Source organism: Komarekiella delphini-convector SJRDD-AB1 (genome assembly GCF_014831675.1).
In the GTDB taxonomy this organism is placed as follows: domain Bacteria; phylum Cyanobacteriota; class Cyanobacteriia; order Cyanobacteriales; family Nostocaceae; genus Komarekiella.
In genome coordinates this window covers 1-16,978 of record NZ_VJXY01000086.1, presented here as the reverse complement: position 1 = coordinate 16,978, position 16,978 = coordinate 1, and the positions used below count along the sequence as shown (strand labels likewise).

Below are 16,978 nucleotides of genomic sequence, written 5' to 3'. Positions count from 1 at the left end.
AAGCTAATCTCTATTGTTGAAAGGTTAGGGATTTGTTTTATTTATAGTTGTAGCAACTTGTAGGATTATCTATGTCATTTTCAAATCTTTTTTAGTTTTTATTAGTAAATAAGATGCGTTCGCCCTGCAATAACAGTGAAGTAAAAGTTACGATTTTTAAATTCATTCGTTTGATCCTGATACATTTTCATAAATGCTTGGCGCAGCCTTGGATTTCGGTGATCGAAGCGTAAAATCGCCAAGAAAACAGCGCTCTTGCCGAAACAAAAGCGCTCACCGATTTCTTACGTCCGAACAATTACGCTGTTACTAACTCCCGACTTTCCAACTCTGGCTGATATTCCACTAACCTTCGCCATTCTTCAACCGTTAGCGTCTCGAATGGTCGGTCTAACAAGTCTTCACAACAAGTGACTTGAACCATTGACAACGACCACACCGCATCAAGAGCAGAGTCACAAGGGACTTTCTGTTGATGTTCTGACGAAGCCCGAATGACCCACCATCTACCGTTAGTACAGCCTACTTCACCAAGCTTCTGGTCGTGGTGGTATATGCCATCGTCAAGCAGATCAAACTCGTATTTCTCGCACTCGATGGCAATCTGGCACTGTATTTCGTTATCTGTAGCGGTTGGGGTTTCTGGCTGTTGTACTGGCAGAGAACCATCCTTGTGATGTATGCAAATATAGCGGTAGCATTTCGCCCAGGTGTTAGCCCGAAACTCTTCGCTGTTATTGATCATTACCACCCAAGGTTGGGTTAAATCGTCAGAATCGTAGGTGATCGCGGCTATCAGCTTGTCACCACAGTAAATCTCGTGATCGTAAAACGAAATCTCTAAGGCTGTTAATTCTTGTAATGCTATTGTTGTTTGTGCCATGATGTTTATACCTTTAACTGGGTTATAAAGGCGATCGCGTTGTTTGCAAGACGGGCGATCGCCTTTTGATTTGCACATGGTTGTGGTTGACCACAACACTCTCAGAGAATTTAAGCGCAGCTTTTCTTAATTGCTCCTATGCCAGTGGCTAAGAGCTTACCAAGCAGGAGATACAGCGTATCAAGCGACGTGTACAACTTCAAAACCAACCGTCGTCCTGCTGATAATTTTTTATTAACCGAATCTCTTTTCCCAACATCTACCTCTCACCTTCTCTGGTTGCGCCAGTGCCTCGGCTACCCCTCAATTGGTACTTCCTGATTCTCTTGTCAAGGTTCGGATTTCTGAAGCGCCTCTATATTTAGCTGGGAGGCTGGCGCTTGTTTCCTCCCTTGTGATTACTAGTATAAACCATTAGCTAATGGTTGTCAAATATCTTTTAACTTGATACTATTGACTTAGTTCTTGACTTTTCTAAATCATAAGCTTATGGTTTATGGAGGTAGCTAATAGTTAATTGCAGGAGGTCAGTTAGACAGTAGTTCTTCCCTTGACATCACCATTAACCTCTTAAATCTCTTAACTATTAGCTGTCGGTTCTCAACTAACAGCTAATAGTTAATGTTTCAATCAAAGGAGGTGATTTAGGGAATGGAAGTGAAAGTAACTATCACGATTGATGTTCCAGGGTTAGAGAACGATTTAGCCGAAGCCATGAAAGAGAAAGGTTTGTCTTTTCAAAAACTTGGTGAGGCGGCAGGCGTTACAGGAACAGCTGTTTGGCAAATAACCAGTAACAAAAATAAATCTATTAAGGTTGAAACCCTTGGCAGAATAGCCAAAATACTTGAAGTCGAGTGTCAACCAAATATAGAGTCACTTGCTATTGAAGAGGTTAAAAGTGCATTTGGCAAAACCTCTTAACTGAAAGCGATCGCCCACCGTCCAAAGTCAGCGATCGCCCAACTACGTCACCACAAGATGAATAGTTATGTCTAACTTACTGAATTTCAACCCTTTAAACAACAGCAGCCCTTTTGATGGCATTCGTCATGTTGCTGACCAAGGAGAAGAATATTGGTTAGCAAGAGAATTAATGGCACTACTCGGCTATAAGAAGTGGCAACGCTTTGTGGATGCCATTGACCGCGCCAAAATTGGTTGTCAAAACACTGGCGCATCAGTACAAAACCATTTTACCGACGCTGGGCTTTATACCAGAGATGTACCCAGTGATTATCGTCTTTCCCGCTATGCCTGTTATTTAGTCGCTATGAATGGAGATCCTCGGAAATCAGAAATAGCGGCAGCCCAAAGTTATTTTGCCATCAAAACCCACGAAGCAGAAACCCGCCCTTCTTACCAACCAAAATCAACCATCGCTCATGAAGCTGCACAGTTAACCTTACTGGTTGGTGAATTTGCAGGGTTAGAGAAAGCCCTCACCGCACAGTTAGCAGTCAACGCCGCTATATCTGTTAATCCTGCCCTTAAACCTGCTGCTGATGAACTCAAAACAGCAATCGCTTGCACTGACCCCTCCGATGATGCTTATCTCAACCCAACGCAAATTGGGGAAGCAATAGGGAAAAGTGCGATCGCTATTAACAAATGGCTGATTAATGCTGGCTTGCAGTACCGCACTAATGATCGCAAACTGCCATATCGCCCTACAGAATCAGGTAAGCAGTGGGGGCGCATGGTGTCAGCTGTTGCACGGGGGTCAAACCAGACTGTGTTTCAGTTGAGATGGTTGCCCGAAATAGTTCAAGTAATTTGTCAATAATTCCCTACATACCAGCAAACCAGATTATGAACAGCTTACGAAAGGTTCTAGCAGAAAGATACGGTCTTGTTGCTCACATTATGCACGATGATTATTTCTTCGTGTCATTACCAGATAACGAAGATCATTCACTTAAGTTTCTACAGAGCAGTTTACCAGAATGCATTCGAGTTGAGCTTGCAGAATGTTTTGCAGGTAGTGTAATTGCCGCTTGGGAAATTCCGTTATTCTTACTCCCCCAAATGTTGCAACAAGCCCATGATTTTGTTGCTCAGTACTGGGAGCAGATGTCAGAAGAGACTTAATTATCGCACCACAATTTATACCAAAGCTCAAGGTTATGTAATCATGACTAAATTCCAAGACCCAAGAGCAGCTACAATAACCCAACAAATAGACGCAATCAACACTGCCGGGTACGAGTCAGCTTACGACCCAGTTCTTCAAAATCACGTAGTTCACGGTGGACTCTCCCCAGTTGAGGGCATACTACGTTTCGATATGTTCATGGCAAAAGTGCAGCAAGCCGCTAGAGAACGAGAGAGTGTCTGGGCATCTCAACTAAGCCAAAACATCAGCGGAATCGAATGGTACACGGTTGAGTACGGTGGCATCACGGCTGTGCTTCCCAGGCTGCATGAGGACTTGAAGTGTGTGCCTGGGGATAAACAGATTCTAATGCAATCCAAGCCTGTGGCCCTTGACTTCCTTGCACACTGGAATCAGGTGTTTAGGCTGTGGCGTTACGACCGTGAAACTGACGAGCGCTGGAATCGCAGCAGGTGGAGTAAGTTTTACGCCCAATACTTGCAGCGAGAATGGTTGGAAATCTGGGTTGAGGATTATATCTCCACAGTTCTGTTACAAGATGGCACTTGCCGAGAAGAACCCGTTTTCGCAATTAACGCTTGCTGCTACTGGGGAAATCCGATAGAAGTTCATCGCACAGATGCATACCCTCAATCTGGTTCGGTCTGGTTTCAGTGGAATAATTTTACGCCGTGGAGGTAACAAGGATTATCTAACACAGTCGCAAGAGCAATTATGGAAATCGGATACTTTCAAAAAGATGTGCAAATCATAGAACTTGACGATTTTGTCCGTCCGAGAACAGCACCAAAAGATTCTGTTTGGAGAGTTGTAGAAATTAAAGGTAATCGAATAACAGCACAAAAGCAATACCACGAACTAGAACCAAAACAAATAAAACGAGTTAGCTCAACACCAGATTTCTTTTACTTAATTGATGAGGATGATAATGACTAGAGATGAATGGCTAACCCAAGGACAAACTCTATTAGGCAAAGATATTCTGCGATGGAAATTCAAGTGTCCTTGCTGCGGACATATTACTACTGTTGAGGATTACAAAAAAGCTGGCGCTCCCGAAGCTGCTGTTGGCTTCTCTTGCGTGGGGCGCTGGTTAGAAGTGCATAAAGAAGCGTTCGATGACAAAGATAAACGCAAGATTACCTGCAATTATGCAGGCGGCGGATTAATCAATATTAATCCTGTAGAAGTTGATGGTCGTAAAGTTTTTGAATTTGGAGTTTGAGGAAACATTTTCTTAGAGAAATATAAATAAGTAAAGCGATTATTACTTAATTTAGTAACAATCGCCACACAAAAACACTCCTTATTTCAAAGATAACAAATATGAAAGCCATAGTCACAGTAGTCGAAAAAGTCACATCTGAAGCCCACATTGATATACCCGATGGATTGTCAGAGCCAGAAATCAGGCAGCATATTGTTGACCAATACAACAGTGGTGAAATGCAGTTTGACATAAACATCTACCAAGTAAATTTTGAATCAATTAGTGCCAAGATTATTAAAGATAAACCATGACTAAAATCCTTTTTCTCGACTTAGACGGAACCGTCCGCCGCACAAAAAGCGGTGCAACATTTATTAATGCACCAGAAGACCAAGAACTCATTCCTGGAGTTACAGAAGCGATCGCTCATTATGCCGATTATGTAGTGATTGGCATTACCAACCAGGGTGGTGTGGCAGCAGGGAAGAAAAGTTTAGAGGATGCGATTGCTGAACAGAAATACACGATGCAGCTGCTACCCCAATTAAAAGTAGTTTATTTCTGTCCCGATTTCGATGGAGATTTAATCTATAAAGTTTCTTGTGAAAAGCATGAAGCTTGGGAAAGGCATCAGTTTCTAGATCCAATTTCAAACAAGCCCTTTTATCAATCATTTCGCAAGCCAGGTGCAGGAATGGTTCAAAAGGCAATCAATGATTTAGGTAAAATCATTGACGCAAAATCATCCTTGTTTGTAGGCGATCGCTCTGAAGATCAAGCTTGCGCTTTGGCTGCGGGGATTCCTTTTGTCTGGGCTAGTGACTGGAGGGGCGAATGCAAATAACAACACTCACCGGAAAATACCAGTGCATCGTCATAGACCCGCCCTGGTTCTACAGATTGCGCTCCAACGATAAAACTCACCGCAATCGCATCCCCTACAAGCCAATGCAGATTAACGAAATTCTAGCGCTGCCCGTTCCCGAATTGTGCGATTCTACTGGCTGTGTTCTGTGGCTGTGGTATACCAATAACCACATGTTAGAAGCGGCTCAATGCTTGCAGACTTGGGGTTTCACGCTCAAAACAATCTTGACCTGGGAAAAAGTTACCAAGTCCGGTACTCCGCATATTGGCACTGGACACTGGCTAAGGAATTGCACTGAACATTGTGTTTTAGCTGTCCGAAGCGATGTTAAAGCATTTGCAGGACGGACACTTACTAACGAATCGACAATCTTGCGCGCACGACGGCGGGAACATTCACGCAAACCTTTGGAATTTCACCAACTTGTAGAGAAACTTTGCCCCAATATGTCCAAGCTTGAAATGTTCGCACGGGAATCAAGAGAGGGTTGGGATTGCTGGGGTGATGAGGCGGGTATCTTTGATGCTGATGGGGATGTTTATTTGAGTGCGTAAGTACAAGCAGTTTCAAGCACTAAACGCTAACTGAACCTTGAAAACCAAATATCAAACAACGTTAATTTTCTGACTGGGTGTCAGTTGCTGATTGATAAAAGGAACGCAATTCATCAACAGTATCAGATGTATCTATTGCTTCTAAGATTGATTCGAGTAAACTGACATCCTCAATTTGTTCAATTTCAGGCAATAAGTCTTGACCAAGGGAGCCAAATTTGAGTTTTAACCCTAAGGATATGCCTTTTAACAATCCTTCTTGCTTCCCTTTTTGTATACCAAATCGTTCAACAGAAGTTACATACTGCATACTTTTAGATGCCTCAAAATCACGATATTCTTGCCAAAACTCTGCCTCTAATTGGGCTGGTAGAGTCATCACCCAGTCGATGAACCCAAATAAGTTAATGATATCTGACCTTTCAAGCCCCTGCTCGTACAAACGACGCACCAAAGCTAGCTTTTGCTGCTTGCGCTGTAACCTGTCACTACGAGTTTGTAGTGCTGCTAAATGCGCCATGACCACCGTAGCAAATGGGTTGCGGTTGGCTTCAAGTTCAGGCAATCTTTGCTGATAGTCTAGCAATTTGATTACAGGGAATTGGAAGTTTACCCTGCACCCGAATAACTCGTAACCAAACTGATTCGGTCGCCAGTTTACCCTTTCGTCACCAAGCACCGCCAATGATGCAACAGAGCGCTTGTATCTATCGTAGATTCGGTAGTTATACGTATACATCCTTTCAGAAAAATCAGACTCTTCCTGAGACTGGATTTCTAGATGTACCAGTACCCAAACTTCATCACCTCCGGTGCGGTAGACTTTCACTAATTTATCAGCAAGTCGCCGCCCCAGTTCAGCATCTCGCACAACCTGGGCTAGTTCTTTGTCTAGAAATTCAAAGCCCCGGCTCCAGTCAATTTCTCTGTGTGCTTGCGGAAAGAAAAACAACATGAAGTCTGCAAAATACAACTGTAGTATCTGCTTCCAAGGCGAATCATATTCGGTTTGCGGGGTGTTATCGGTCATGCTGGAGAAGTTGGAAGTTGCGAACTCTCATCACAGAATTTACAGAGCACTCCATAATCAAATGACGCCAAAACAGTTGCTTGTGTTGAATCTGGGTGTAGTAGGTAAAAGCAATCCTGTCCCTAGAAACACTTGGGAGCAAAATAAAAGGATTAATGGCTTGAATATCAAGCATTTTCTTCGTTTTCTCCGATCTTTTGATATCTAAACAGATCGTTAGGAGCGCATTGCAAGGCATCACACAGCTTTGCAATCCTCTCAAACCACTCAATACCGCTACGATTATTTTCCCAATTACGAACAGTAGTCTCCGTGACCCCCACTAAATCAGCTAATTCTCGTTGTGTGAGGTCTAGACGCTTTCTCAATTCAGCTACGCGTGACACAGGTAATTCTCCCATAAAGGAACTTATATCAATAGTATATCTTAAAAGTCTTTACGTAAAGCCATTGACGCATAAAGGTCTTTACGGTAAATTAGTCATAGAAAGCACCTAGCGCCGATTGGATATAAGAACGCTGATTGGGCACAAAGAATTAACAACAAGAATACATTCGTCAGGAGCCAAAATTCAGAATTGAATTCTGTGCGACTGGTGAATGAATAACTGGGTTTAAGTCCCCCACCAAATTTTTAATACTGTTCAGGCGAAATTACAGTCCGAAGCTTAACAACGAAATTACCTGAATTAATACTACATACCAGTTATGAGAGTCATTGTCACAGTCATTGAAAAACTCACAAGTGAAGCACACATAGACATCCCCGATGAGCTATCGGAATTTGAGATCAAACAACAATTACAGACCTCTATAACAAGGGAGAGATGCTCTTTGATTTGAATATTTTTCAAGTGAATTTTGAGTCAATCAGCGCTCAAATTCTTAAAACTAATCCTTGTGCAAACCCACGATAATTACACTGATTTCGAGAGGATAACATGACTGATACAGCAATCCGCAACCGCTTTAGTTCTGAAGTATTTGCTTCTGCCTTCTTTGATGATTACCCTCTAGAAGCCGAAGAATTTAGACTTTATGTACACATTCAAAGAAGGGCTGGTAATAGCGGTTGTTTTGAATCTATTCCTAAGATGGCTCAACATTGCCAGATCGCAGAAAAAACCGCCAAACACGCTGTCAAACTTTTGCTCAAAGCAGGCATGATCCGAATACAACAACGCTCTGGCACTACTAACGTCTATACTTTAACCCCTGCTTCTCAATGGGTTAATCCCGACCAAGTTCAACTACTGCGATCGCAAATCAAAAAGGGTAGGGTCAAAAATGACCCCAGTCAAAAAAGCACCGGGTGCAATTTTGACCCCAGTCAAAAAGGCATGGGGGGTGGGGGTAAATTTGACCCGACTAGTGGGGGCATTTTTGCACCGGGGGTGGGGTCAAAAATGACCGACGAAGGTATTCCCATTAAGGAGATCCCAATTAAGGTACTCCCACTAAGGGACGCGCCGCTTCAAAATAACCCACTTCTCAACGATGTGTGTGTGTGTGAAACTGAACAAACTAACTTGCTAGAACAAGTAAACCAAAGCCAAGAAGAACCAACCCCTCAACAACTCACTTCGTTGTTAAAAAAATCCGAGTATAAGCAACAAACCGATAACCCCTCTTGTGGACTTTCTATTGCGGCGGGGTCGTTCGATAAAGTCGAACAGGTGAATAAAGCCGAGAGCAATCAAGCATCCGAGCCAAAACGTGTAAAGTTCCAGTCAATTGAGGACTTGATAGACCAGATATTGCTAGACCCCAGTATTATGGCATCTGACTCATTACCAGCCGTCTACAAGAGTGAAATCAAGATGCGTGGCTGGCGGTTTCCCTGGCGCACTACAACTAGGGACAAGATTTATCAAACCTGCGATCGCCGATTGGTGGAGTTAATAGCCGCAGAAAGAGCCAGTTGGGACAAAGTAAGTTGTGAACAGAAAATCCCAGCGGTAATCTCTTCGATAGTGAATTGGGAGTCAACCAAGGGTGGCTGGGAAAAACTCATGAGTTACTGGCAAAGAATACTTCAACAACAACCAGCGCCCACAGCAACGGCATCAAACGATTCAAGAAACATTTCCCTTGCCGAAGCCATAGCTCAAGACAAACTGCGCCGTCAACAAGAGGAATTAAAACCCCAACCAGAGCTAATGCCGCTTGATCACATCAAACAACAGCTTTTAGCCAAGCTTGAAGTTGATGCTGTGCCAAAAACAGTTCAATCGACTTCTAGATTTTCTCATCACTCTTTGCGAGAACTTGAAGCCCAGTTAAAATTAGCAAGAGCCTAGTTATGCACAACAATCGGTCTAATCAAGACAACGTACTTTCTTTTTCCTGTGACCGCGCTCAAGACCGTTTACCACCACAGAACATTGAAGCAGAAGAAAATATTCTAGGTGGTATTATGCTTGACCCAGAGGCAATCAGCCGAATTTCGGATCTCCTCATCCCAGAGGCTTTTTATGTCAACGCCCACAAGGACATTTATACTGCCGCCATCAAACTCCATGCACAAGGAAAACCGACAGACATACTTTACTTGGCAACTTGGTTAGCTGACAATGGTTTATTAGAGCGCATCGGTGGCAGAAACAAGTTAGCTACTTTGTTCGACCGTACTGTGTCTGCTGTTAACATCGATGCCCTTGCAAACTTGGTGATGGAGAAATATCAGCGTCGGCAATTAATCAAGGCCGGGAATGAAATTGTGCGTCTGGGCTATGAAACCGAAACCGATTTACCACAAGTTCTCACACAAGCTGAACAAAGAGTTTTTAGCGTTACCCACCAAGCCGATGGTGATCAGCATAAAGTCTTCAGTGCATCTGAGATGGCGGTTGACCTTTACCAGAAACTCGAAGCTGGTCAAACGAGGGGTGAAAAAGTCGGATGGTATGACCTGGAGTCAATTACTGGTGGGATTTATCCAAGTAGCTTAGTGGTAGTTGCGGCGGAATCTCACATGGGTAAAACTCATTTCATGATTTCTTACGCCTACGAAATCATGACCAAGTTGTCTAAACCAGTCCTCTATATCACCCCGGAGTTAGACAAAACTCTTGTCAATCAAAGGATGATTGCAAGAATCACAAATATAGACGCTGCTCTAATTCAAACCTCATCTCAATCTTATTGGCCACAAATAGCGCAGGGAGTAGCACAACTGTCAGACCTTCCTTGGAAGCTTTACGAGTTCTCCTCCCCCACTCCCACGATGATTGGCTCGGCAGTGCGTCGTGCTGCTGTTGAATTCGGTGGCTCTATTGGTGCTGTGTTTGTTGATTATTTGCAGCAGATTCCTTTGGAGTCCGGCGGTAACATGGCACATGAGGTGGGCAAGATTACCCGTCAGATTCGGGACATTGCCAAGTATCACAAAATTCCCGTTTTCTTGGGCTGTCAAATCAATCGCGGTAATCAAAATTCTGCCGATAAACGCCCTAACCGTCATTTACTCCGCAACTCTGGCGAAATCTTCGAGGTTTGCGACCAATTGATTATGCTGTACCGCAACTCCGTATACACCAACGACAGCAGCGATCGCACTATCGAGTTGATTGTTGAGAAAAACCGCCTTTATGGCAAATTAGGCACTGCAACGATGTTGTGTGATTTATCCACTTCTCGATTCTTGAATATGGCGAGGTGAGCAAGATGAAATATTGGCGGATTGAAGGGACTTATCTTGTTTACATCGAGCTTGATTACGATGTCCCTTTACAATTTATTTTCACCGAAGAAAGATTGAGCCAATGGGTGCAACATTTAAGCGAGAAACGTTGGGGAACACCAGAGGTAATTGATGAGTTCTTTAATGCTGCGTCTACGTGGATGATACAACACCAAAAAGACAAGGTGTTTGTATGAAAACCCCTAACCTCAACACCGTAGCTCCGTATATCCCTACTCCACAAGAGCAAATCAAGAATTTGAGAATGCACTTATCAATGCCTTGGAAAGAATCAGTGAAAATACAAGCACGGAAGGAGTTAGAGCGATTGTTGATGGAGTATGGGGAACCAGAACCAGAGTTTCAAGAGTTTGAACTAAAGCAATTAAGTTTATTTGAGGAATTAAAGACATGATTCAGATTCATAAATGCCACGCTTTTGGTTGCGATGAACATATTCATCCTAGATTCTTGATGTGTGCGAAACACTGGGCAATGGTTCCCAAGAGATCGCAGACAAAAGTTTTAAAAACCTATAGAAAGGGACAAGAAATTGACAAAAACCCAAGTAATGAATATCTTTTTGCTGCTAAAGAAGCCATACAAGCAGTTCAAATTAAGGAGGCTCATGGATGATGTATCGCAATAAGTATTTTTTCTTTAAAGTCAGGAGCAAAAACAACTAATGTGTACAGTTATTCGTCAAGAAATCAGAAAAATCAGAAAGCCTCATTACTGCTGGGGTTGTGTTCAAAAATTTCCCCCTGGCACACAAATGGAGTATGTATTTGGTAATTGGGATGGTGAGGTTTCTGACTGTTATTGGTGTTTGGATTGCAGCAGATTTGTAGATGCCATATACAAACACACCAAACTTTATTCTGACTGTTGCGAAGGACTTGAATTTGGAGAAGTTAGAACCTTAAAAGCAGATCCTCACTACTATAAAATCCCCGAAATTGTGTTCACTGAAGTTGGATTACCCTACCCATCGCTAGCTAATACAGACGAGGATTCAGCCGCATGAAACCTTATTACTCGGACGAATACATCACCCTCTACAACGCAGACTGCCGGGAAATCTTACCCAAACTACAGGACGAATACTTTGGCTGGACTGACCCACCATACAACGTCGGTAAAAATTATGGGGCTTGGTGCGATCGCCTTGATGATGATCAATATCTGGAGTTCTGCGGCGAGTGGATAACACAATTCAAATGTTTGTGCCCTGAAACATGCATCTTTGTCCCACGCAAGTATTTCTTAGAATATTGGAACCTACTGGGCAAAGAGTACAAACAGATAATTCTTACCTGGACACCAGAAGGGGCTATTAGAGGCTCCTTCGTAAACCAACACGCCAGTCTTTTGACCAACGTCAAACCCAAACATCAGACAAAAGACGTTTGGAACAATCTGCAACTTCCAGGACTGGGCTGGTTCTTTCGGGAACAAACTTACGGACATCCTGGCTATACCAGTGTTGACCTCACCAATCACGTTCTGGCTCATCTGGCTTGCCCCTCGATGCCGATTCTAGATCCCTTTGCTGGCACTGGAACAACTCTCAAGTGTTCTAAAGACCTCAACCGTAAAGCTGTTGGTATCGAAATCAATGAGAAATACTGCGAGATTATTGCTACTCGCCTGTCTCAGCAGGTATTACCTTTGTGGAATCAGATGCAAGACATGCCTCCCTTCAGTCCAAGGACGAACATCCTATGACTGAAACAGTCGTTAGCGCTCCGCACTACCAAGCGCCTCCCGCTTATACTGCATCAGTGATGGTTACGTTGTCTACAACACCCGAAAAATTCTTAGAGGACGACCTCAAAGATTTAGAAATCCGTAGCCAAGGATGCCTCTATCAGTACCTTGAAAAGAAAAAGTTACTCGATGGCTCAACAATTTTTTACCCAAGAGTTATAGGCTTACGCTCCCAAGACAACCCGACTCATTGGCGATGGGGATACAACTGGGAAGAACGAGCTGATGGAGCATGGAAAGGGCGAAGTATCGGCTCAATTCCCCCTGGCGCTGTCCCAATGATTCGGACACTACAACAACAGGGGGCAATTAGGGAAGATATTATCGCTTTTATCAAGAGAGCGAAAACCAAAAAGACATCACCAAAATTAGATGTCTGCAAAAATTTTGATAACACAAAATTAAAACCAGTTCTTCCAGATGATGCCCCTCAAGCTGTAGTACTTTTCGCGGGTGGCGGTGGAATAGAAGCGGGGATGGTCGAAGCTGGTATTCGCCCAGTCATCGCGGTGGAGTTTGACCCGACGAAGCCAGAACTGAGCCGAGCGATTGCACAAACCCATCACCGTAACTTCAGCGAGTATGGGTGTAGAATAATCCAGCTAACAGTCCAAGAAGTAGCGCAGTTAAAATTCATAGGGTTTCCCCGCCGTCCCGATTACCTCCACGCCTCTCCTGTGTGCGCCAACTTCAGCCAAGCCCACACAGCAAAAGCTGGTATTGCGCTTGAAACGGTTGATGATTTGACAGCTGCGCTTGCTGTAACAGAAGCCATCCGACAGTTGCAGCCACGGGTGTTCACTCTCGAAAATGTTCCGCGCTATCAGAGCAGTCAGAGTTTTGCCATCATCCTGCAAACTCTGGCACAAGAGGGATATCTGGTTGATTACAGCGTGGTCAACATGGACAAATTCGGGCTACCCCAGGCGCGGCGGCGGTTAGTTTTGATTGCTGTCAAAGGAGTACGTGTACTACTACCAACCACTAGTAAACCAATAGGGTGGTATGAGGCGATCGCACATCTTATTCCCACAATGCCCGATTCCCAATTACTGCCCAAACAACAGCAAGCGGTAGAACAATTTCTGGCGACGGGCGTACCCACACCACTGCTAATAGAGAGAGTTGGGGGACGCAACGGACTGAAGTACAAGCCTGCACATCTACCCTACAACACTATTCTCCGTAGCAGTTTCACCGACCACAAGGGCTGCAACCGCAACAAGTTCGCTGATATATGGTTGCCAGATGGTATTGTCAAATCTTTGTCTATTCAGGGCGCGGCAGTTTTACAGGGGTTTCCTGATTGGTACGAATTCCCCAGCGAGACGGCAACGGCGGGGTCAGTCATCGGCTATTCTGTCCCTCCTTCTTTCGCCAGCCAATTATTCATGTCTATACAAAGTATCTTACAAGGAGCCTCAGTATGACTAATCTTGTCCACGACTTAGAACAGTGCTGGTACATCTCTCCACCCTGGGGTAAAGAAATCCTGCCTCTGTCTATCAATTTACTAGAAAGAGTTTACCTCACCACCACCAAATCATTCGGCTACTGCTGCGGTGTCGAATGGTTGCAACAGGAATGGAGCTATGCTGTTGCCCTTAATGATGAAGTGATTTATACATCAGCATTGCAACTTCGTGGCACAGGAAAACTGCAATTAGGCATAGACAAGCCCGTATTTACATTAGGACAAAGAGTAGTGTTTCGCTGTAATCAAGATGCCAGTAAGCTTCGGATTGTTCAAGGCATTCATTTGATAGACGACTTTTGGACTTACACCGTGGAGTGGGCATCTCCATCACTGACCGAATGCGATGGCAAATTGATGACCTCTGGCGACCGTAGGGCTTGGGTAACTGATACCGACTTAGTGAAGGTGTAGTATGAGTATCTATACGTCGTACTACGCTGGGACTATTAAGGGTGAGGCTGTTTCCATCTCGCTCTATCCGCCTAAAAGATTCCAGGGCAGGCATCTATCATTATTTGCCCCGACTCCCGAACTGCTCAAATGGTGGAAATCATCAGTGAAAGATGCCACCGCGCAACAGGAGTACAAGCGCCAGTTCCGCGAGATTCTCGACTCCCGGCAACAGCTGATTGATCTGTGGGTACGGAAGCAGCTCTCAGCGAGTGCAGATATTACCCTGTGCTGCTTTGAGAAAACTGGGGATTTCTGCCATCGATATCAAGTTGGTGAAGAAGTAGTACAAGCGTATTTACCAGAGCAGTGGGGTGGGGAAATTAACGCTGCTCAAAAACCTCAATTGCAAATCATCCCAGGCGGTAAGGCAATCTATCCACCTCAAGTCAAAAGTCTCATCGAAAAATGCCACGAGTCCGCCTTTCCTGTGCAGTGCGATCGCTTGCCCTGCGGGTATTACCGGGTATCTCTGCATGGTGAAGATTTGGGTGATTGGTCGGAATTGGGGATTTTGGGTGTTCTGTCGGGGTTACAGGAGTTCTATCGGGGGCGGCTGCTGCCGGGGTTGGCGGCGGTGGGGTCAGGCTGACGTTGAGTTAATCCCACCAAATAGAAGCTCCTAACAGCTACAAGGCTTACTCAATAGTGGTTTCCAATCCCACCTAACTCTCAATTTCGTTAAAATGAAAACTGAATTGCACCCTAAACAATAAAGCCTCAAAATTGACGCGAACATCCTAAGCAACTAACAACATATTTAGCCAAAAAGGGTTTTAACCAAAGCGAGTGATTGACCGGAAGAAGTAAACAAGCCGTGCAGCATCATCCTGTCACAAATTAGGAGATGGACAATGTTAGAGCTTATAAAAAAATGCAAGTTCTGTAACAGAGAAATGACAGTTGCACCCCTTGAGTGGCTGGAAAATCCTTGGTGTGATCACTGCCTCAAAGAGCGTATGCAAAAGCCAACTGCTCAAAGTGGAGCTACAAAGTGGTTTCGTAGTGGTCATTATATTGTATTTACTCACAAGCCGGAAACACTTTCTTCTCCAAATAACTCATAGCTTCAAGTAAAGGTAATTCCTTATGCCATAAATTCTTGTGCTTAGCTCTTTTTGTGCCTTCACTTGAGCAGCCTGCTGTCCACTATCGAATGTTGCATTAGTTGCTATTACGTTATCTCTGGCTCAGGTGAAGATGGTTGATTATCATCAGAGTCTTCTGATTGGTTCATGGTAAACTATCACTAGCATTAGAATTTTAAGTAACACCAAACCAAGATGATTTTAAAGGGTTTGGTGTTTTTTGTTAACGTTAATACTTACTGGGAATTCTTATTCCAATGATCAAAAGCAGCAACCATAAAGCTGGCTGCGGGATGGCTGAGAAGTTGCTCTAGAGCAGTTGTGCCTTCTGCGCTTAACGCACTGATTATCTTTTGCATTAAAGGTGGGTTATTTTCAATTCGTTGAATAGCTTCTTTTGCTAATGCCATTTTTCCAGACATTGTATTAGTAGGGTAAGACTGGCTTAATTGCTCTAGTAGCTGCTGAATTTCTGCTGCGGCTTCTGTAAGGTTCTGCTTTTGTTCTGATGCAGAAATATTTTGATTGAATGTCTGTTGGCTACCGGATTGGGCAGTGTCAACAAAACCGCCAATATTGGCATGGCTTTGGTCATATTTAGTTTTGTAGTTTTCGTTATTATTCATAGATAGCTGATTTCCATCTTTTTGCACTGCTTGTTGCCCTTGCCCAAATTTGCTATTATCTGCACTTTGATTAATTCCACCACAAGAATTCAGGAGTTAGAAGCCAGGAGTCAACATAATTCGTAATTGATAGTTCGTAATTCGTAATTACAATTAGTGAGAGCTTGGACTCGTCACTGTCTTGAAAAGTTTCCTGCCCAGGGTTGCCCTCCCCGAAGTTTGCTTGGAGGGAAACCCTCCGACGCTCGATGACTCGCTAACGCTGCGCTATGGCAACTTCTCTTCGCAGAACTTTTCGCTAATTGAAGACCACTAAAATTTCAGTTTAGTGGGGGCTTGTACCCTCGGCTATTACGAATTACGAATTACGAATTAGTAATTATTTGGTCAGAATAGTTAAAGAATTAGACGAAGATTAAATAAATGAATATTTTGCTCCTGTTAGACTTCTTATAAATTCTGTTAGCGTAGCGGGGCACAGCCCATTCTGACTCCTGGGTGCTGAATTCTTACATTCCACCTTGATTGGAATTCATACTACCAACCTCTTGTATTTGAGTACTTGAATAAAAATTAAGGCGTTGTAATGCCTGATTTACAAAAATTTCTTAACTACGAATTCTGCTATCTTTTTGTGCTAAAAGTAATTTAATTTCCTGCTCTGGCAAAGCTTTTACCTCATTGATAGTGGCTTTGTTATGTAATATTCTTCAACTAGAGTTTTGTGTTTTATGCAAAAGTAACCAAAAATCTTGAAACTCCCATCACATAAGAGTTAAACTCCAGCATCAACACCACCCTCAATGCAAGCAAATTAGATGCGTGACAACCGTTGGTTTACATTCGCCACTCTGCGGCATACCATCATCACCCCGAACAACTCCTCCACACAGGGACAATTATATAGGGTCGCTCAAAGAGAGTAAAGTGCGCTCAAGCCTGTCGTGAAGTACCGCAGACTACTACACTGGCACCGATCGCACCCGCAACCACTCTAACCCAATCCTCAAAGCTGCTGGAAGCACTGTAGTACAACTTCTGCTTGATGAAATGGTTAAGGGAATTCCGTTATCTTTGGGTTTTAAATTGAGAATAAACAATACTCCGGACAATTTTGAGTTGAGGGAATAGACAAGAAAACTATCGAACCATTAAGGTGCTGATTAGAACAAACAAGCACCGACTCGATAGCCATATGGAAATTGTACAAAGCTTACTGACCAA

The 16,978-nt window shown here is 43.6% G+C and carries 24 protein-coding genes; 20 read left to right on the top strand and 4 right to left on the bottom strand.

Annotated elements, in window-relative coordinates:
* Nucleotides 1-298: 298 nt before the first annotated feature.
* Nucleotides 299-961, bottom strand: a complete 663-nt coding sequence (locus tag FNW02_RS35335) for a hypothetical protein (RefSeq protein ID WP_191762163.1) — start codon at nucleotides 959-961, stop codon at nucleotides 299-301.
* Between the two features lie 573 nt (nucleotides 962-1,534).
* Between FNW02_RS35335 and FNW02_RS35330 the strand changes: the two genes are divergently transcribed.
* The 9 genes from FNW02_RS35330 (at nucleotide 1,535) to FNW02_RS35285 (ending at nucleotide 5,631) form a co-directional block, all read left to right on the top strand.
* Nucleotides 1,535-1,807 carry a helix-turn-helix domain-containing protein gene (locus FNW02_RS35330; protein WP_191762162.1) on the top strand — a complete coding sequence of 91 codons (273 nt, stop codon included), beginning with the start codon at nucleotides 1,535-1,537 and terminating at the stop codon, nucleotides 1,805-1,807.
* Between the two features lie 67 nt (nucleotides 1,808-1,874).
* Nucleotides 1,875-2,669 (top strand): BRO family protein, encoded by a 795-nt coding sequence (locus FNW02_RS39290; RefSeq protein WP_225226161.1) that lies wholly within the window; start codon nucleotides 1,875-1,877, stop codon nucleotides 2,667-2,669.
* A gap of 26 nt (nucleotides 2,670-2,695) precedes the next feature.
* Entirely contained in the window at nucleotides 2,696-2,974 is a 279-nt protein-coding gene (locus FNW02_RS35315) for a hypothetical protein (RefSeq protein WP_191762161.1), read from the top strand.
* 43 nt (nucleotides 2,975-3,017) lie between these two features.
* Nucleotides 3,018-3,680, top strand: coding sequence for a hypothetical protein (locus FNW02_RS35310; protein ID WP_191762160.1), 663 nt, complete (start codon nucleotides 3,018-3,020; stop codon nucleotides 3,678-3,680).
* 33 nt (nucleotides 3,681-3,713) lie between these two features.
* Complete coding sequence (locus FNW02_RS35305) at nucleotides 3,714-3,935, top strand: hypothetical protein (RefSeq protein WP_191762159.1); 222 nt, start codon at nucleotides 3,714-3,716, stop codon at nucleotides 3,933-3,935.
* Nucleotides 3,928-4,224, top strand: coding sequence for a VVA0879 family protein (locus FNW02_RS35300; protein WP_191762158.1), 297 nt, complete (start codon nucleotides 3,928-3,930; stop codon nucleotides 4,222-4,224). Before FNW02_RS35305 ends, FNW02_RS35300 begins: the two co-directional genes overlap by 8 nt.
* 101 nt (nucleotides 4,225-4,325) lie before the next feature.
* Nucleotides 4,326-4,520: a hypothetical protein gene (locus FNW02_RS35295; RefSeq protein ID WP_191762157.1), complete on the top strand. Its 195-nt coding sequence runs from the start codon at nucleotides 4,326-4,328 to the stop codon at nucleotides 4,518-4,520.
* Nucleotides 4,517-5,053 carry an HAD-IIIA family hydrolase gene (locus tag FNW02_RS35290; protein WP_191762156.1) on the top strand — a complete coding sequence of 179 codons (537 nt, stop codon included), beginning with the start codon at nucleotides 4,517-4,519 and terminating at the stop codon, nucleotides 5,051-5,053. The genes FNW02_RS35295 and FNW02_RS35290 overlap by 4 nt, the downstream gene beginning before the upstream one ends.
* Nucleotides 5,044-5,631 carry an MT-A70 family methyltransferase gene (locus FNW02_RS35285; protein WP_191762155.1) on the top strand — a complete coding sequence of 196 codons (588 nt, stop codon included), beginning with the start codon at nucleotides 5,044-5,046 and terminating at the stop codon, nucleotides 5,629-5,631. Before FNW02_RS35290 ends, FNW02_RS35285 begins: the two co-directional genes overlap by 10 nt.
* Nucleotides 5,632-5,692: 61 nt before the next feature.
* On the opposite strand, the gene FNW02_RS35280 is transcribed toward FNW02_RS35285, so the two are convergent.
* Both FNW02_RS35280 and FNW02_RS35275 read right to left on the bottom strand, forming a co-directional pair.
* Nucleotides 5,693-6,661 carry an RpnC/YadD family protein gene (locus FNW02_RS35280; RefSeq protein WP_191762154.1) on the bottom strand — a complete coding sequence of 323 codons (969 nt, stop codon included), beginning with the start codon at nucleotides 6,659-6,661 and terminating at the stop codon, nucleotides 5,693-5,695.
* A gap of 167 nt (nucleotides 6,662-6,828) precedes the next feature.
* Nucleotides 6,829-7,047 (bottom strand): helix-turn-helix transcriptional regulator, encoded by a 219-nt coding sequence (locus FNW02_RS35275; RefSeq protein ID WP_348535500.1) that lies wholly within the window; start codon nucleotides 7,045-7,047, stop codon nucleotides 6,829-6,831.
* 555 nt (nucleotides 7,048-7,602) lie between these two features.
* On the opposite strand from FNW02_RS35275, the gene FNW02_RS35270 reads away from it, so the two are divergent.
* The 11 genes from FNW02_RS35270 (at nucleotide 7,603) to FNW02_RS35220 (ending at nucleotide 15,107) form a co-directional block, all read left to right on the top strand.
* On the top strand, nucleotides 7,603-8,961 hold the full coding sequence (locus FNW02_RS35270) for a hypothetical protein (protein ID WP_191762152.1): 1,359 nt from the start codon (nucleotides 7,603-7,605) through the stop codon (nucleotides 8,959-8,961).
* Between the two features lie 2 nt (nucleotides 8,962-8,963).
* On the top strand, nucleotides 8,964-10,322 hold the full coding sequence (locus FNW02_RS35265) for a replicative DNA helicase (protein ID WP_191762151.1): 1,359 nt from the start codon (nucleotides 8,964-8,966) through the stop codon (nucleotides 10,320-10,322).
* Between the two features lie 5 nt (nucleotides 10,323-10,327).
* Nucleotides 10,328-10,540: a hypothetical protein gene (locus tag FNW02_RS35260; protein ID WP_191762150.1), complete on the top strand. Its 213-nt coding sequence runs from the start codon at nucleotides 10,328-10,330 to the stop codon at nucleotides 10,538-10,540.
* Entirely contained in the window at nucleotides 10,537-10,758 is a 222-nt protein-coding gene (locus tag FNW02_RS35255) for a hypothetical protein (RefSeq protein WP_191762149.1), read from the top strand. The genes FNW02_RS35260 and FNW02_RS35255 overlap by 4 nt, the downstream gene beginning before the upstream one ends.
* Nucleotides 10,755-10,979, top strand: a complete 225-nt coding sequence (locus tag FNW02_RS35250; protein WP_191762148.1) for a hypothetical protein — start codon at nucleotides 10,755-10,757, stop codon at nucleotides 10,977-10,979. Before FNW02_RS35255 ends, FNW02_RS35250 begins: the two co-directional genes overlap by 4 nt.
* A 49-nt stretch (nucleotides 10,980-11,028) precedes the next feature.
* Nucleotides 11,029-11,370 (top strand): hypothetical protein, encoded by a 342-nt coding sequence (locus FNW02_RS35245; RefSeq protein ID WP_191762147.1) that lies wholly within the window; start codon nucleotides 11,029-11,031, stop codon nucleotides 11,368-11,370.
* Nucleotides 11,367-12,071 carry a DNA-methyltransferase gene (locus FNW02_RS35240; protein WP_191762146.1) on the top strand — a complete coding sequence of 235 codons (705 nt, stop codon included), beginning with the start codon at nucleotides 11,367-11,369 and terminating at the stop codon, nucleotides 12,069-12,071. Before FNW02_RS35245 ends, FNW02_RS35240 begins: the two co-directional genes overlap by 4 nt.
* Nucleotides 12,068-13,543, top strand: a complete 1,476-nt coding sequence (locus tag FNW02_RS35235; RefSeq protein ID WP_225226160.1) for a DNA cytosine methyltransferase — start codon at nucleotides 12,068-12,070, stop codon at nucleotides 13,541-13,543. The genes FNW02_RS35240 and FNW02_RS35235 overlap by 4 nt, the downstream gene beginning before the upstream one ends.
* The gene (locus FNW02_RS35230; protein WP_191762145.1) at nucleotides 13,540-14,001 is read left to right on the top strand and encodes a DUF1392 family protein; all 462 of its coding nucleotides are present in this window, start codon (nucleotides 13,540-13,542) and stop codon (nucleotides 13,999-14,001) included. Before FNW02_RS35235 ends, FNW02_RS35230 begins: the two co-directional genes overlap by 4 nt.
* Nucleotide 14,002: 1 nt before the next feature.
* Nucleotides 14,003-14,632, top strand: a complete 630-nt coding sequence (locus FNW02_RS35225) for a DUF488 family protein, N3 subclade (protein ID WP_225226158.1) — start codon at nucleotides 14,003-14,005, stop codon at nucleotides 14,630-14,632.
* A gap of 304 nt (nucleotides 14,633-14,936) precedes the next feature.
* A complete protein-coding gene (locus FNW02_RS35220; RefSeq protein ID WP_191762144.1) occupies nucleotides 14,937-15,107 on the top strand; it encodes a hypothetical protein in 171 nt (56 codons plus the stop codon).
* A 257-nt stretch (nucleotides 15,108-15,364) separates the two neighbouring features.
* On the opposite strand, the gene FNW02_RS35215 is transcribed toward FNW02_RS35220, so the two are convergent.
* Entirely contained in the window at nucleotides 15,365-15,754 is a 390-nt protein-coding gene (locus FNW02_RS35215) for a hypothetical protein (RefSeq protein WP_191762143.1), read from the bottom strand.
* Nucleotides 15,755-16,978: the final 1,224 nt, after the last annotated feature.